The organism is Microcoleus sp. S28C3 (genome assembly GCF_036700785.1).
GTDB classification, from domain to species: Bacteria; Cyanobacteriota; Cyanobacteriia; order Cyanobacteriales; family Microcoleaceae; genus Microcoleus; species Microcoleus asticus.
This window is the reverse complement of record NZ_JAUBPO010000018.1, coordinates 58,404-75,245: the sequence shown is the minus strand read 5'-3', so window position 1 is coordinate 75,245 and position 16,842 is coordinate 58,404. Positions and strand designations below refer to the sequence as shown.

The 16,842-nt window shown below is 45.9% G+C and carries 12 protein-coding genes; 2 read left to right on the top strand and 10 right to left on the bottom strand.

Going from position 1 to position 16,842, the window contains the following annotated elements; translation table 11 throughout:
* Positions 1 to 53 precede the first annotated feature (53 nt).
* The 10 genes from QUA13_RS08065 to fbp all read right to left on the bottom strand — a co-directional run bounded on the left by QUA13_RS08065 (position 54) and on the right by fbp (position 10,964).
* Positions 54 to 233: a hypothetical protein gene (locus QUA13_RS08065; RefSeq protein WP_333197839.1), complete on the bottom strand. Its 180-nt coding sequence runs from the start codon at positions 231 to 233 to the stop codon at positions 54 to 56.
* 98 nt (positions 234 to 331) lie between these two features.
* The gene (locus QUA13_RS08060) at positions 332 to 784 is read right to left on the bottom strand and encodes a hypothetical protein (protein WP_333197838.1); all 453 of its coding nucleotides are present in this window, start codon (positions 782 to 784) and stop codon (positions 332 to 334) included.
* Positions 785 to 795: 11 nt separating this feature from the next.
* The gene (locus tag QUA13_RS08055; RefSeq protein ID WP_333197836.1) at positions 796 to 1,104 is read right to left on the bottom strand and encodes a hypothetical protein; all 309 of its coding nucleotides are present in this window, start codon (positions 1,102 to 1,104) and stop codon (positions 796 to 798) included.
* A gap of 26 nt (positions 1,105 to 1,130) precedes the next feature.
* The gene (gene codA, locus QUA13_RS08050; protein ID WP_333197835.1) at positions 1,131 to 2,396 is read right to left on the bottom strand and encodes a cytosine deaminase; all 1,266 of its coding nucleotides are present in this window, start codon (positions 2,394 to 2,396) and stop codon (positions 1,131 to 1,133) included.
* Between the two features lie 199 nt (positions 2,397 to 2,595).
* Positions 2,596 to 3,087: an ureidoglycolate lyase gene (locus QUA13_RS08045; RefSeq protein ID WP_333197833.1), complete on the bottom strand. Its 492-nt coding sequence runs from the start codon at positions 3,085 to 3,087 to the stop codon at positions 2,596 to 2,598.
* Positions 3,088 to 3,296: 209 nt separating this feature from the next.
* Complete coding sequence (locus tag QUA13_RS08040; RefSeq protein ID WP_333197831.1) at positions 3,297 to 4,841, bottom strand: cobyrinate a,c-diamide synthase; 1,545 nt, start codon at positions 4,839 to 4,841, stop codon at positions 3,297 to 3,299.
* Positions 4,842 to 5,181: 340 nt separating this feature from the next.
* Entirely contained in the window at positions 5,182 to 6,546 is a 1,365-nt protein-coding gene (gene opcA / locus QUA13_RS08035) for a glucose-6-phosphate dehydrogenase assembly protein OpcA (RefSeq protein ID WP_172191454.1), read from the bottom strand.
* Between the two features lie 143 nt (positions 6,547 to 6,689).
* The gene (zwf, locus tag QUA13_RS08030) at positions 6,690 to 8,219 is read right to left on the bottom strand and encodes a glucose-6-phosphate dehydrogenase (protein ID WP_333197830.1); all 1,530 of its coding nucleotides are present in this window, start codon (positions 8,217 to 8,219) and stop codon (positions 6,690 to 6,692) included.
* A 261-nt stretch (positions 8,220 to 8,480) separates the two neighbouring features.
* Complete coding sequence (tal, locus tag QUA13_RS08025; RefSeq protein WP_333197829.1) at positions 8,481 to 9,635, bottom strand: transaldolase; 1,155 nt, start codon at positions 9,633 to 9,635, stop codon at positions 8,481 to 8,483.
* A 255-nt stretch (positions 9,636 to 9,890) separates the two neighbouring features.
* Positions 9,891 to 10,964 carry a class 1 fructose-bisphosphatase gene (gene fbp / locus QUA13_RS08020; RefSeq protein ID WP_172191475.1) on the bottom strand — a complete coding sequence of 358 codons (1,074 nt, stop codon included), beginning with the start codon at positions 10,962 to 10,964 and terminating at the stop codon, positions 9,891 to 9,893.
* Positions 10,965 to 11,592: 628 nt separating this feature from the next.
* Between fbp and QUA13_RS08015 the strand changes: the two genes are divergently transcribed.
* Positions 11,593 to 13,854: an AAA-like domain-containing protein gene (locus tag QUA13_RS08015; RefSeq protein ID WP_333197827.1), complete on the top strand. Its 2,262-nt coding sequence runs from the start codon at positions 11,593 to 11,595 to the stop codon at positions 13,852 to 13,854.
* Between the two features lie 36 nt (positions 13,855 to 13,890).
* The coding region (locus QUA13_RS08010; RefSeq protein WP_333197826.1) for a WD40 domain-containing protein at positions 13,891 to 16,842 on the top strand (2,952 nt) is incomplete at its 3' end.

Here is a 16,842-nt window from a genome sequence, read left to right as displayed (position 1 = left end):
AGATGAATATCCATAGGGTAGAAATCAAGTAGTGGTATCTCATTATACGGTTTTCACCAAAAACCCAGAAGAACCGTTTCTGCTACATAAGTCTGAAGCATTATCTTGTTAAACTTACTGGAGGCTAGCTCTTTAAATCGGCGAACCGTAAAAGTAGCTTGACCCAATAACAAAACATCATCATCGCCGTCTAGTGTGTCATAGCTTCTATTGATTTCAAGTTTTTCGTCCATTTTATTTCACAATATTCTGCTACTTGATATTTTATACTATTTGGAGGTGTGTGAGTCAAGCTGGTTAACAAAATCAATTGAATATCGCACTTTTCCACTCAAACACTGACAGTTTCCCGCAACTTCTCAACTGCAACATCCAGCAGAGGCAAAGCAAAATCCTCAGCATCCATCAATTCCTTAACCTTCTCAAAAATCTCAACCTCCGCCTCTTCCTGATCCGTCAGCTTATCATAAAAATAAGGGTCAGCAAACCACTGCTCAAACGCTATCATTAACAAACCATTGGGCGAAAGTTCAAACCGCCAATACTTAGAAACCCTACTGTCAACCACTTCAAACAGCGGTGCCGGATTATGGATAGGATAATAGCTGTAATGATCATCACAAATATAGTACCAAATAGTCCCTCTCCATTCTCGGATAGCATAAACAACATATTCCTTGCCTATAGTTAGTGATAACTCAACTGTTCTAGTGTAACCCCGTGGCGGATCTATATATGTTTCAGGAAGAGATGCACCAGTCTTAGCAATACAACGAATTTTCATAACTTGATTACCTACAAATTTTTAGGTGCTGTTTTAGGATACTGTCGCTTGAACTTAAACTCCACATCTTGAAGAGTCTGACTGTTCCGAAACCAATGGACTTGTACGGAAGCTCCATTAATTTCAAAAGCCTCAATACTTGTCATTTTATCCCACTCTTCTGAATTCCCGCCATAAACAGCAATAAGTCTCGGTGCATCCCCCAACAATCTATCTGTACCGCAATGAATTACTATGCAATTACCAGCCTTAGCATCTTGCAACAGAAGTTGCTCTGGCAAGTTTCTGGGAATCTCATCGGGAATAGCACCTTGATTCACAATTTAACAACTTCAAATATTGTTTGTCAAATAGCATAAAAACTAATTTTAGCAGGTGAAGTTTCCGCCAGCAACTTACCGCGCGAAATCACATACCGAACCGCAGCGCGCCTCCTAATTGCATCATAACAATCATCAGCATCCAACACAATCAAATTTGCAGGTTTCCCCGCCTCTATCCCATAATTATCATCTCCCAAATTCAAAGTTTTAGCACCGTTGACAGTGACCATATTAAAACAAGCTACAATCTCAGCCATTCCTGTCATCTGACAAACATGAACCGCCATATGAGCGACATCCAACATATTTCCCGTACCTAAACTATACCAAGGATCTTGCACGCAGTCGTGGCCAAAACTCACATTCAATCCCTGCTGCCACAACTCCTTAACTCGCGTCACCCCACGGCGTTTGGGATAAGTATCAGCGCGGCCTTGCAGGGTGATATTAATTAAAGGATTGGCAATAAAATTAATTCCCGATTTTGCCAAACTTCCCATCAGCTTAAAAGCATAAGCATTGTTATAAGAACTGAAAGCCGTCGTGTGGCTAGCCGTCACCCGCGAACCCGCCCCGCTTCTAATCGCACAAGCTGCTACAACTTCCAAAAATCTCGACTGTTCATCATCGATTTCATCGCAGTGAACATCTATTAATCTATTGTATTTTTCCGCAAGTTCAAAAATTCGCTCAACCGACTTCACCCCATCTTCCCGCGTCAACTCATAATGCGGAATCCCGCCCACAGCATCCGCACCCATATCCAGAGATTTCTCTAAAAGTTTGTCATTTTCTGGACTTCCGTAAATCCCGTCTTGGGGAAAAGCCACAACTTGCAGAGTCATCCAATCTTTGACTTGTTCTCGAACTTCCAAAAGTCCTTGCAAAGCAGTCAGCGTCGGTTCGCTAACATCAGCGTGACTCCTGACAAACAAAATCCCTTGAGACGCTTGCAGCCTTAAAGTTTCAACAGCCCGTTTTTTGACATCTTCCAGAGTTAAACTTTGCTTACGTTCCCCCCAAATTTGAATTCCCTCGAACAAAGTGCCGCTTTGATTCCATCGCGGTTCCCCCGCAGTCAAAGCCGAATCGAGATGAATGTGCGACTCCACAAACGGGGGGCTGACTAATTTGCCTCCAACGTCAATTTCGGATTCTCCCAATTCGGGAATCTGCGGCGATACGGTGGCTATTTTGTCCCCATCTATGGCGATATCCACTGTTTGACTGTCGATCGCACCTAACAAACGACATTCGCGCAGAACAATGCTATACTTTTGCTCAGGCATGACAATTGCACCTATTTTAACACTTGTAAATTTTATACTTCCTAGTGGCGATTCAGCTTAGTAAGACCAAAAAACTTCTCCAATCATTTGCGAATCCCTCCTTCTCGTCCTCTGCGACCTCTGCGTTTAAAAAATATTACTCAAAAAACCAACCTATAACAATAATCACCAGAAAAAAGCGCAACTACAAATCGCAATATCAAACAATCTCAAACTCCAGATTGTGATTTTTCACAAAATCAAAGGTAAAATGGTCAACCACATTAGTATCGCTCAATTCCAAATTGTAAAAATCAACAAAATCCGCATCAATATACGGCCCAGCGTGCCAAGTCCCCACATCTAACTTAATAAAACAATTGCCCGGAATCCGAAAAGCAGCCATATCCTCTAAACTCGGTTTATAGCTATCCCCAGGAGGCGCAACCGCCATCAACCAATCCTTCCCCTCCAAAGAACCCAAACACTGAGTACATTGAATGTGACGGGTAATTTTGCCAAACTTGCGACCTTCTTTCTGGAGCCGCATAATGTAAAATCTAGGAATGCCATTTTGCAAGTTTAACTGAGCATCCTCAGCATCGAAAGACTTGCCATCAACCGCCGCAAAGATAACTTGACCGTAACTCCGAAAATTCTCCGGTGTCACCCATCGTGCGGACAACTGCTTAGTCAAAATTAATTCGCTCATAAATCCCAACATCCCTAGCTTTCTCCGTCATAAATATTCTAATATAAATAGTAAGACCAATTTATTTATACCCTGGGTGCAGCCAGTAACAGGCTTTTCGACTTCTCAAAAAAACTGAATTGATTTACTGCCAAAGCGCTACAGACATTACCTATTTTCTGCTTCCTCTTCATTCTCTTCCTTCGTGTCATAAGCGTCTTCGCGGTTGGTTAAAAAGATATTACTTGAGATCGATCGCCCAAAACACCCTTACAATCAAAATCAGCACACTGCTGCAAAAAACGAGCCGGAATATCAGGCCGAGCACCCCAATGCAAATGCAAATAAGAAGCGTGCACCTGACAAACTCCCCAACCTTCAGCAACCGCCTCAACTTCCCCCCGCTTCCCGTACCTCCAACTGTGATAAACTGGATTACTCGGTTCCACAGTTAAATGCGATCGATGAAACTCATGTCCCCAAACCTCATCGAGAGCAGTTAACACCGAACTATCCCTCACCGCCACAGCTTCTCGGTATCCCAGCGTCAAACGCTTTCCCATCGCAGCAGCAGTTTCCAACACTCCCACCCCTGGCCAAGAATTGCCATCGAAGTCTACAATAGAATCGCACAAGTACATCAAACCGCCGCACTCCGCATAAGTCGGCATTCCCGAAAAAATAGCACTTCTTACCGCATCCCGAATTAAAACATTACCGCTCAATTTTTGAGCAAACACTTCGGGAAAACCGCCGCCAAAATATAACCCTTGCACATTGTCAGGAAAAACCGAGTCATCAAGCGGGCTCCAAAATACCAACTCCGCACCCAACTCTTCCAAGAAATCAAGATTATCCTGATAGTAAAAATTAAAAGCCCGATCGCGCGCAACTGCAATCCTCACTCCAAATTGTTTTCCCAAACTGTTGACAACATCATCTTTTTGAGCTTCAATCCCTGAAGGGAGACTGGGCCTATCCAAAAGTTGCTCTGACCCCTCACCCCCCCCATTTCGAGTTGCAGCCAACAAAGGCAAAAGTTGCTCCCAGTCAAAACTAACAGCAGCCAAATCAGCCAGTTTATCGATCGCAGCATGAAGATTCGGCAACTCCTCAGCAGGAATCAAACCCAAATGTCGATCGGGAATAGTAACAGCCTCATCCCTACGCAAAACGCCCAAAATCGGTAAATTGAGCGGTTGGAGAGCATCTTGAAGCAGTTCCAAATGTCGATCGCTCGCCACCCGATTCAGCACCAAACCGGCGAATTTAAGGTTAGGGTTAAAAGAACGAAAACCGTGGGCGATCGCAGCCACAGAACCAGAGAGCCTGCTGCAATCTATCACAAACAATACTGGCAAATTCAACAAATAAGCCACATGAGCCGTAGAAGCAAAGGAAAAATCATAATTGCCTTCTTCTTTTCGATAATTAATCCGTGTATCCGTGTCAAAATCCGTGTCGTGCCTTCGTGATTCCTGATTTTTTCGACTCACTCCATCAAATAGTCCCATTACCCCTTCAACTAAGGCATAATCGACATCTTGAATATGACGAGAAAAACACTTTTTTACATAAGATTCAGACGTTAATACCGGGTCTAAATTCCGACAGGGGCGACCAGTAACAAAAGCATGAAACATGGGGTCAATGTAATCGGGGCCCACCTTAAAAGATTGAATGTTCAAGCCGCGGCGGATTAAATAAGCTAAAAGGGCGATCGTCACAGTCGTCTTTCCCGCACCGCTGCGTTCGCCAGCAATTAATAAAGCCATAGTTCTAAATTATTTACAAAAAATACTGAAAACCGCTCGGTGATAAAATTATGAGTATTGCTCTCGAACCGCTCAAACAATACATATTTAACGAACCGCGGCGAAGGAAGAAGGAGAAGCATAGAGGTAATTTCGTGGCTTTTTGGAAGTAATTTAGAGTTTTGAGTCAAAGAACTTTATTAATTCTAAACTCATAACTTATAATTCATAACTCCTAAAAAAGTAGGGCAGACATTGCCTGCCCCACTCAATATTAACTCAATCCTTCTTCCTTCTTCCTTCTTCCTTCTATCCTTTACATCCGTTACATCCGTTACACAATCCGTTGCCGAACTTCTTTTTACCGCTTAGCTAACTTCAGTATTTGAGCCGTCACTGCCAAACTTTCTTCGTAAAGCACATCTCGGCCCCAACTCTGCAAGTGCTGGCCCAGCAACTGTTCCGTCACCTGATCGAACAGAGGACTCACCTGGTTAAACCGATCGGTTTGAGCGCCGCCCTTCGTTTCCATCCGCATACAGCCGCCCACTTCCGAACACAGAACCGTACCGCAGTCAGCCTTTTCGTTCGTAGAACTCAAACGCAGAGCAATCAAATCGCCCGGGACATCGCCCGTATCAGCAGTAGGAATAGCAGCCAACTCCGCTTCTACAAACCGTTCGTCCGGTCCTGCGAATTTAATTCGCTTGATTTGGTAATCGCCCTCTTCCTGTTTGAAAGCAACAGGACGCCACTGAAGCCGGCTCGCCAGCCAACCCAAATACATCAGCGCTTGCGTAGAATTGTCCTGTTCGTAATCGATCGTCACCCGATCGATTTCCCGAATCGCAGCGCGGCGTTCCGGGGCGTCAAAAGCCTCAGCAGCCAACTCTTGCCACGCGGCCAGCCGGCGCCAATTGAGATCCGCGATCGGAATTCCGTCTTCCATCAGACTTTGCATCAACAGCAATTCCGCTTCACACTCAGCAAAGCTGCTAGAGTCAACAATCACAGAACTGCTAATTGCCGCCAGCCGCTGGAACAAACCTCGATCGGCATCAGGATTCGCTTTCCACCACAGCAGCGTCGGCAAATTGGCGATCGTCAGCGCCGTCACGATGCCGCTGACCCGTTCCAAAGCAGCTTCCGTACCCCGGAGCGTAATGTACTCGCAGCAGATCAGATTGCCAGTGGTGCGCTGGTGAACCGGACAATAAGCAGCCACTTGAGCCTGTACGCCCGTATCTTCCCCCGCCGTCGGGCACAGAGCAATAATCCGGCAGGGATTGGCAGCCACGATCGCGTCAGCCACGCCCGAGCCCCCGGAACCCAAACCACTCGATCCCATCTCCTCGCCTTTTGAATTTTTGCGAGCCACTTCTTCCCGCAAAGTCGCCAGCAATTCAGCGTTAGGTTTGCCAGTTCTCGGCAGCCCGTAAGCTTTTTGAGCCGCCCTGATGCTAGATGCCGTCATCGGCCCGGTAATACCGTCCACCGGCCCGTCGTAAAAGCCCAGATCCGCTAATAACCGCTGAGTTTCTTCGGGTTCGTAGACTATAAAAGTAAAAGTTGTTGCCCTACTAGCGATCGAAACATCGCCCTTTGACCCTGATTCTCTGTAACTTTCCCAAATTTGACTCAATTCGGCCTCTATTTGGTCGAGCGACACATCTTTAGGATTTTGCAGCGAAACCAGAGGCGGAGCTTTAATCGGTGTCATCGTCATCGGTTTTTTCTCCTTTGTCAGTTTTTAGTCATCAGTGATTGGTCATTAGTTCAGTAGTCCTGGAGATCCCAAAATTTTAGACCCTAGTTTAAGCTCTCAGATTCATCTGTGCAGTAAATCTAAAATCTAAAATCGACTGACTTTTAAAGTCTGCGCCACTTGCGGCCGTCTCTGTTAATTAGCAGTTCTGCTTCCGCCGGTTCCCAAGTACCCGCTTCGTATTTAGGAACCAACTCCTGTTCGTTGGACGATTCCCAAGCCATCAGCGCCGGCGTTACCACCCGCCAAGCTTCTTCCACTTCATCAGAACGGGTAAACAAAGTTTGGTCGCCCAGCATACAGTCAATTAACAGTCGATCGTAAGCATCCGAAGATGTCACCCCAAAGGAAGAACCGTAACTGAAATCCATATCCACCGTCCGAGTCCGCAAATCCGGCCCCGGCATTTTCGCCTCAAACCTCAGCGAAATCCCCTCGTTGGGATGCACGCGCATGGTCAAAACGTTAGGGGTAGTTTGTTGCGCCGCCGACTGAAAAATCATCAGGGGCACTTCACGAAACTGAATCGCAATTTCGCTGACTTTTTTCGGCAACCGTTTGCCGGTTCGCAGGTAAAAAGGCACTCCCTGCCAGCGCCAGTTGTCGATCGTAAATTTCATCGCCACAAAAGTCGGCGTTGTCGAATTGGCAGCAACGCCCGGTTCATCGTGGTATCCCGGCACGGGTTTGCCCTTCATCCAACCTGCGGAATATTGACCGCGAATCGCTGAGAACTCCAAGTTATTCAAATCTGCCAAGCGAGTTGCTTGCAGAACTTTCATCTTTTCGGTGCGGATGCTGTCAGCGTCGAGCGAGTTCGGCGGTTCCATCGCCGTCAGACAGAAAATCTGCATCAAGTGGTTTTGCAGCATATCCCGCAACGCCCCAGAGGATTCGTAGTAACCCGCCCTGTCTTCTACGCCTACTGTTTCTGCAACTGTAATTTGTACGTGATCGACAAATTGCCGATTCCACAGCGGTTCAAAAATCGCGTTAGCAAACCGGAACACCATTAAATTCTGAACAGTTTCTTTACCCAAATAGTGGTCGATCCGGTAAACTTGCTTTTCTTGGCAAACCTGCTGCACGACTCGGTTGAGAGCTTTTGCCGAACTCAAATCGCGGCCGAAGGGTTTTTCAATTACCAAGCGGTGTTTTGCTGGGTCAACTAGCATTTGAGCAGCGCCTAGTTGCCTAATTGCTTCTGGGAAAAAGTTCGGGGAAACTGATAGATAAAATATGTGATTGCCGCGAGTTTTCCTTTCTTCGTCGATTTCCGCTAAGAAAGCTTTGAGTTTTTCATAGCTTTCGGGGTTATCAATGTCGCCCGGACAGTAGTACAAACCTTGAGCGAAATCTTTCCACAATTCTTCACTGCCAATGCCGCCGCCAAATTCTTCAATGCCTTCGCGCATTTGCTCTCGGAAGTAATCGTGACTCCAAGGGCGGCGGGCTACTCCCACCACGGTAGTTTCCGGTGGCAAGCGCCGATCGCGCTTCATCTGATAAATTGCAGGTACCAGTTTGCGCTGGGTGAGATCCCCAGAAGCTCCGAAGATCACCAGAATTTGCGGTTCCGGCACCCGTTCTTTTCGCAAACCAACCCGCAGTGGATTTTCAAGTAGCGTTACCATTATTTATTTTCCTTGTTCTAGTGCTGTTAACCCTGCCAAGACACCATGATAGTTTGCGGTCATTTCTGCTAGTTGCTGGGTGAGAGAGTTAATCGCTTCTTCATACTGCTAGAGGAGGCAGATGATTTTGCTCTCTAGGAACTTTGAAACCCATTAATCTCAAAATTCCTAGAGAGGATTTAAAACTCAGCATTTAGGAAGCAAAACAATTATCTATTCCGACTCCTAAATGCTTCTGCCTTTCAGGATACAGATATCTCCCTAAGCGACGGGTGACAACTTCTGGACTTTCTCTTGCAAGGAATCTATCAGGGATTGGAACGGATTGACGAATTTCTCAATCCCGTCGAGGAGCAAGTCTGCCATCACTTTGTCCAAGTTGATGTCGATGTCGGGATCTTTGAGACTTTCGATCAGCGTGTAAGCTTCTGCAACGTTGTTCTCAATCCGGGGTGCGACATCGCAGTGGTCGAAACAAGCTTCAACAGTGTTCGGAGGCAAAGTGTTAACGGTGTCGGGGCCTATTAGTTCATCGACATACATGACATCGCTGTAGTTGGGGTTTTTGGTGCTGGTGGAAGCCCACAGCAATCGCTGCACTTTCGCTCCTTTGGCTGCTAAAGCTTGCCAGCGATCGCTCGCTACGATCTCTTTATACTTCTGGTAAGCTACCTTCGCATTGGCGATCGCAATTTTCCCCTTCACTGCTTCCAGTTTAGCTTTTGTGGAAATATCTGTGACATTTTTGAGTTTCTCGTCAATCTTGCCATCGATATTGATGTCGATCCGGCTCAAGAAGAAACTGGCAACAGAAGCAGTATTGCTCACATCCAAACCTTTAGCCGCCCGCGCTTCCAAACCGCGAATGTAAGCCCAGAAGGTTTCGACGTAGCTGTCAACCGAGAACAGCAAAGTCACGTTAACGTTAATCCCTTCGCTGATGACTCGCTCGACTGCGGGCAAACCTTGAGCGGTTCCCGGAATCTTAATCATCACGTTTTGTTTGCCGATCGCATGATAATAGCGCAAGGCTTCGCTAATCGTGCTTTCTGTATCGTTGGCGATCGTCGGAGGCACTTCGATACTGATGTAACCGTCCAAACCCTTCGACTCTGCGTAAACTGGGGCGAAGATGTCGCAAGCGTTGCGGATATCTTCAAATACCAGAGATTCGTAAATCTCCATTACAGATTTACCCGCCCGGATGCCCGCTTCGATATCCGCGTCGTAAATCACATTACCCGCGATCGCTTTCTCAAAAATAGCCGGATTAGATGTAATCCCGCGCAGTCCCCTACTTTCAATCATCTTTTTGAGTTCGCCGGACTGGATCAGATCGCGAGTCAAATTGTCCATCCAGATACTTTGGCCAATTTCTTTGATTTCTAACAGGTGATTCGTTGATGTTGCTGTCATTACTGTAACTCCTACAATTTGATAGCTGTAAATTGGGACTTGGAAATTGGGAATTGAAAATTGAAAATTGGTAATGGGGAATTGGCAATGGGGAATTGGTAATTGGGAGTCGAAAGTTATAAGTTAAAACCCTCTTCCTTCTTCCTGACATCCGTTACATCCCGTACATTGCTCGTTGCCGAACTTCCTTCTTTTTGACATCCGTTACATCCGTTACATCCGTTACATAATCCGTTGCCGAACTTCCCTTTTCCTTCACTCTTGGACTGTTCTAGGATTGCGCGCTCGATCTTGAATAAAAGACTCGACCATCGCTACATTTTCTTTACTGCCGACAATCAAAGGCGATCGCTCGTGCAGTTTGGTCGGCACAACGTCTAAGATGTCTTGAATGCCCGTACTGGCGCGCCCGCCGGCTTGTTCCATCAAAAACGCCAAAGGAGCCGATTCGTAGAGCAAGCGCAATTTGCCCTCCGGTTGTTTGACCGTTCCGGGGTACAAAAACACGCCTCCCTGGAATAAAATCCGGTGGAAATCTCCCACCAAAGCCCCGCCGTACCGGGCGGTGTAGCCTTCGCTGCGGTGTACGTAGCGAATGTAATCTCTCAAAGATTCCTCCCACTGCCAGAAGTTGCCTTCATTAACGCTGTAAATCGGGCCGCGATCGGGAACCTTAATGTTTTCGTTAGCTAGAATAAACTCGCCCAAACTGGGATCGAGGGTAAAGGAATGAACACCCTGACCGATCGAATAAACCAGCATGGTACTCGGGCCGTAGAGCACGTAGCCTGCCGCTATTTGTTTGTGTCCGTGTTGCAGCAAGTCGGAAGCAGAGCCATCTGCATCGTCTCCCTCTTGCTTGCGGATGCTGAATATCGAGCCGACATTGAGATTGATGTCAAGATTGGAAGAACCGTCTATGGGGTCGTAGAGCAGACTGTAACGCCCGATCGGACAATTTTCGGGAATGTAGTAGGGTTTTTCCATTTCCTCCGAAGCCAAGCGGCAGACAAGTCCGCTTTGCTGGAATACCGAGATAAACACTTCATTAGCATAGATATCCATCTTTTTGACGGATTCTCCCTGCACATTCACAGCCCCTGTAAACCCCAAGGCATCTGCCATTAACCCGGCTCTGCTGAGTCGCCTAGCGATCAGCTTGGCAGCTAGTCCGATGCGATTCATCAGGGCACTGAGATCCTGAGCATCTGCTGAAAAGCTGTGAAGTTGCTGGAGTACGTGACGAGATAGGGTTGTGCAATCGCGGTCTAAGGCTTGCACCTGATCGGTCGGGCCCAGGCGGGTTTCCCCTGTCGGCGCGTTTACCATGATTTTGATGTCCTCCCTGTCTTGCTGCTCTGGATTTGGGTTCGATGGAGTCCTTGACACTTGCCCCTGAATCGGCTTTTAGACCGATCGTCCCCTAACTTCTATCTTAGGAAGGGTTTTGCCAAAGGGGGATAAACTTTAGGTGAATTTTAGATCTCCATCGAAAGTGTTATCAAAGAGTGAGGCGTTCGATCGACTATTTAGTCGGGCATTGTCTTTAAAATTACTAAATTTTTTAATAAACCGCTCTTGACGTAGAGGAAGAGCAGAAGGGATAAGGAAGAAAAAAGAAGGAAGATTGTTGCTTGCTTAATTATCAAAAAGATTTATAAGATGTAGCAAGAGGAATTGCTTCTCTAGGGGCAAAGAATCTCGATATTTATGAAAATAAGACTGCAAAAGCGGAAGCCGATCGCACTTATTGAATACGGAGCTCAAATGATTAGTTGAGAGTAGCGATCGCCTTTTCGATTGGTTATGCTTGAGTCAGGGCAATCGTTTCTGTCAGTTTACTGACAACAAAAATAAAGATGTTTGTGGTTAAATAGCGTAAAGGCAAGAAATATGTCGCCGTCACAGGGGTAGTGTCGTTAGACTCCTGTATCTCCTAAGCGTGAAGGTTCGATTGATGAGTATTCCTTCTGAACATAAAAAAATTATCCTGTTTTTGGCAGCCAACCCCAAAAATACCACCCCTGTGGACTTACAGAAAGAGGCTAAGGAAATTGCAGAGGGGTTGCAACGCTCTAAAAAGGGCGACAAGTTTCAACTGGAGCAACAGTGGGCGGTGACACCAAGAGAAATGCAGCGAGCCATATTAGATTATAAACCAGAGATTGTGCATTTCTCTGGGCATGGTGCAGGAGAAAGCGGTTTAGCGTTGGAAGATGAGGCGGGACAAATTAAGCTTGTAAATACCAAAGCTTTGGCAGCTTTGTTTGAGGCGTTTAAGGAGTACGTGGAGTGCGTAATACTCAACGCTTGCTATTCAGAAGTGCAAGCTGAGGCGATCGCACGTCACATTCCCTATGTGATCGGCATGAAGCAAACGGTGGGAGATAAGGCCGCACGAGAATTTGCTGTGGGTTTTTACGATACCTTGGCGGCGGGGGAGTCGATCGAACGTGCCTATAAGTTGGGTTGCGTTAGCATCAGCATGGCTGATCTTCCCGAAGAACTTACGCCGGTATTAAAGAAAAAGTCTGATTTTTCGGAGTTGGATGCAGCAGGGCGATCGCGCGATGCTTCTGTTAGCGATATCGTTGAGGAGTCGTCGCCTGCGTTGGAAAATGTGCGATCGATCGCCGCACCTCCCGTTTCTCTTCTCAATTTAGATAACCCAGAAGGTTCTGTGAGTTTGGATTCACCCCTATATATCGATCGTCCTCCCATCGAATCGGACTGCTACCAAACTATTGTAAAACCCGGAGCTTTAATCCGAGTCAAAGCCCCCCGGCAAATGGGAAAAACTTCCTTAGTGCAGCGAATTTTATACCACGCCAAGGAAGAGGGATATCAAACAGCTTATTTAAACTTTCAATGGGCTGATGGCAGTTTTCTCACCCACCTTGATGAGTTGTTGCAGTGGTTTTGTGGTGAGATTACCAATGAATTAAATTTAGAAGATAGGTTAGGAGAATATTGGAAAGGCGTTCTCGGCAGTAAAAATAAAACTACGAAGTATTTCCAACGCTATCTACTATCTGACAGCGATCGACCTCTTGTTTTAGGGTTAGATGAAGTCGATCGGATTTTTCAGCATTCCGAAATAGCCACCGACTTCTTTGGATTATTACGAGCTTGGCACGAGCGGGGAAAAAATGAGGAAATTTGGAAAAAGCTGAGGTTAGTCATTTCTCACTCTCAAGAAGTTTATATCCCTCTCAATATTAATCAGTCGCCATTTAACGTGGGATTGCCCATAGAGTTACCTGAACTCAATCAGAGACAGGTAACAGATTTAGTGAATCGACACCAATTAAATTGGTCAAATCAAGAGATTTGTGACCTGATGGAAATGGTGGGCGGTCATCCTTATTTAGTTCGAGTTGCTCTCTACCAAGTTGCCAGGGGGAGAATTAACTTAGATAGCTTGCTAAAAGTCGCTCCTACTGAAGAAGGCCCTTACTACGATCATTTACGACGGCATTTAGTTAACTTGGAAACAGATGTAGAACTAGCAGCAACAATTAGAGAAGTCATTAACAGCGAACTACCTGTAGAGATTCACACCGGAGAGGCTTTTAAATTGCGAAGCATGGGGTTGATCAAATTTCAGGGAAATGCTGTCATCCCATTGTGTGGTTTGTATCGTCAATATTTTAGCCATCGCCTAGCCTCTCCTCCAGCAAATATATCTGCTCAACCAAGCTTGCCCCCAGAGAGTCAGTTAGCAGCTATTATGTTCTCGGATGTTGTTAATTCCACCGCTTTATCAGTTGCCAACCAAAAGCTGACACTAGAATTAGTGAATCGAGATTTCAACATCATCCGAGGCATCTGCGCTAAACATCAAGGCAAAGTGCTTAAAGAAATGGGCGATGGTTTATTAATTTGCTTTCCCGAAAGTGCCGTAAAAGCAGTCGCCTGTGCCCTAGAAATACAGCGAAGTTTCGCCGAAGCTGCTACAACCTTACCTCCGAGTCATATCCTCCAACACCGGATTGGTATTCACTTGGGGGAAATCTTCTTTTTTAATAATGATATTAGGGGGACTGGTGTAAATTTAGCTGCTCGTTTAGAAGGGAAAGCAGAGCCAGGAGGAATCTGTATTTCTGAAACAGTTTATCAAGTTGTTAAAACCCACTTAGATTTAAATGTGATTGACTTAGGTATGCAACAGTTAAAGGGAATTCCTGAACCTGTACGACTGTACAAATTGATTCCTTAACTTTCTGATTTTCCACCTATAAATTAACAATGACTTATGAATGATTATCAATATCAAGTTGGAGGGAGTCTGCCTGCAAACGCTCCAACTTATGTCACTCGAAAGGCGGATGAAGAACTTTATCAAGCTTTAAAAGCTGGAGAATTTTGCTATGTTCTTAATTCCCGACAAATGGGAAAATCTTCACTGCGAGTACGGACAATGCAGCGGTTACAAGCAGAGGGAATCGCCTGTAGTAGCATTGATATCACAGAAATTGGCACCTCAGATATTACGCCAGAAGAGTGGTACGCAGGCGTGATCGATAGCATCGTCAGCCGATTAAATTTGTATGACGTTTTTGATTTAGATGAATGGTGGGAGCAGAATAGATTACTATCGAATGTTAAACGATTTAGTAAATTTATTGAAGAAGTATTACTCAAGAATCTCTCAGGAAATATAGTAATTTTTGTCGATGAATCGGACAGCTTAATCAGCTTAAAGTTTAAGATAGAAGATTTTTTTGCCGTGATTCGTGATTGCTATAATAATCGAGCCGATAAACCCGACTATCGTCGCTTAACATTTACAATGTTAGGGGTGGCAACTCCCTCAGATTTAATTCAAGACAAGCGACGTACTCCTTTTAATATTGGTCGAGGGATAGAGTTAACAGGGTTTCAATTAGCAGAAGCACAGCCTTTGGCAGTTGGGTTAGAAACTACAGCAGAAAATTCGCAAGCATTGTTAGAAGCGGTGTTATATTGGACAGGAGGACAGCCGTTTTTAACGCAAAAAGTTTGTAAATTGCTGCTCGATAGTGCCAACTCTGCCTTCAGGCAAACTCCCGCTGAATGGGTAGGAAATTTAGTTCGAGAAAAGGTGATTGAGTATTGGGAAGGACAGGATGAACCAGAGCATTTAAAGACGATTCGCGATCGCATTTTACGCAGCGAACAACGGGCAAGTCGGTTATTGGGACTATATCAGCACATTTTGCATCACAATGAGATAGCGACTGATGATAGTCCCGAACAAATGGAACTGCGATTAACCGGGTTGGTGGTTAAGCAGTCTGGCAAACTTAAAGTTTATAACCTGATTTATCAATCGGTTTTTAACCTAGATTGGGTGGAAAAACAATTAGCGGAACTCCGCCCTTACAGCGAAAGTTTAAAAGCTTGGATAGAGTCTGATTACCAGGATGAATCGCGACTGTTGCGGGGTCAAGCCTTGCACGATGCTCAAACTTGGGCAGCCGATAAAAGTTTGAGCGATTTGGATTATCAGTTTTTAACTGCTAGTCGGGAATTACAACAACAGGAAGTTGAACGAGAGTTAGAAGCACAAAAACAAGCGAATAAAATTTTGACTGAAGCGAATCAGACGCTAATTAAAGCAGAGCAATTGGCCAGGTATAAAGTCACTCAAGCCCAGAATTTAGCAAATGTCATCCAGGAAACTGCTTTTTCTAATGAATCATTTCGTTCAGGACAGACATTCCAAGCACTGTTGGAAGCATTAAATGCAGGGCAAGCATTCAAACAACTAGATGCTTCAGCCGAGACGAGAAAACAGATTAGAGGACGAGTGATAGCTGCGCTGCAACAAGCAGTGTCCGCAGTAAAAGAGCGCAATTATTTGGAAGGGCATAGCAATTCTGTCAGAAGCGTCGCCTTTAGTCCAGATGGCAAGACATTGGCTTCTGCAAGCAGTGACCACACCATCAAACTGTGGAATCTGCAAACCCAAAAACCCATCGCTACCCTCACCGGGCATAGCAATTCGGTTTATAGCGTCGTCTTTAGTCCAGATGGAAAGACATTGGCTTCTGGAAGCGATGATAACACCATCAAACTGTGGAACCTCGAAAGCCAAAAACCGATCACTACCCTGAGCGGGCATAGCAATTCGGTTTATAGCGTCGCTTTTAGTCCAGATGGAAAGACATTGGCTTCTGCAAGCAGTGACAACACCATCACACTGTGGAACCTCGAAAGCCAAAAACCCATCGCTACCCTCACCGAGCATCGCGCTCCGGTCAATAGTGTCGCCTTTAGTCCAGATGGCTTGACTTTGGCTTCTGCAAGTGACAACACCATCACATTGTGGAACCTCGAAAGCCAAAAACCCATCGCTACCCTCACCGAGCATCTCACTCCGGTCAGAAGCGTCGCCTTCAGTCCAGATGGCAAGACATTGGCTTCTGCAAGTAACGACAACACCATCAAACTGTGGAACCTTGAAAGCCAAAAACCCATCTCTACCCTCACCGAACATAGCAGTTCAGTTTATAGCGTCGCCTTTAGTCCAGATGGCTTGACTTTGGCTTCTGCAAGTAACGACAACACCATCAAACTGTGGAACCTCGAAAGCCAAAAACCCATCGCTACCCTCACCGGGCATAGCAATTCTGTCAGTAGCGTCGCTTTTAGTCCCGATGGCTTGACTTTGGCTTCTGCAAGCTTTGACAACACCATCAAACTGTGGAACCTCGAAAGCCAAAAACCGATCACTACCCTGACCGGGCATAGCAATTCGGTCTTGAGCGTCGCCTTTAGTCCCGATGGCTTGACTTTGGCTTCTGCAAGCAGCGACAAGACCATCAAACTGTGGCACCTCGAAAGCCAAAAATCCATCGCTACCCTCAGCGCGCATAGCAATTCGATCTGGAGCGTCGCCTTTAGTCCAGATGGCTTGACTTTGGCTTCTGCAAGCAGCGACAAAACCATCAAACTGTGGCACCTCGAAAGCCAAAAATCCATCGCTACCCTCAGCGGGCATAGCAATCCGGTCTTGAGCGTCGCCTTTAGTCCAGATGGCTTGACTTTGGCTTCTGCAAGCAGCGACAAGACCATCAAACTGTGGCACCTCGAAAGCCAAAAAACTATCGCTACCCTCAGCGGGCACAGCGATTCGGTGTGGAGCATCGCCTTTAGTCCAGATGGCTTGACTTTGGCTTCTGCAAGCAGCGACAAGACCATCAAACTGTGGCACCTCGAAAGC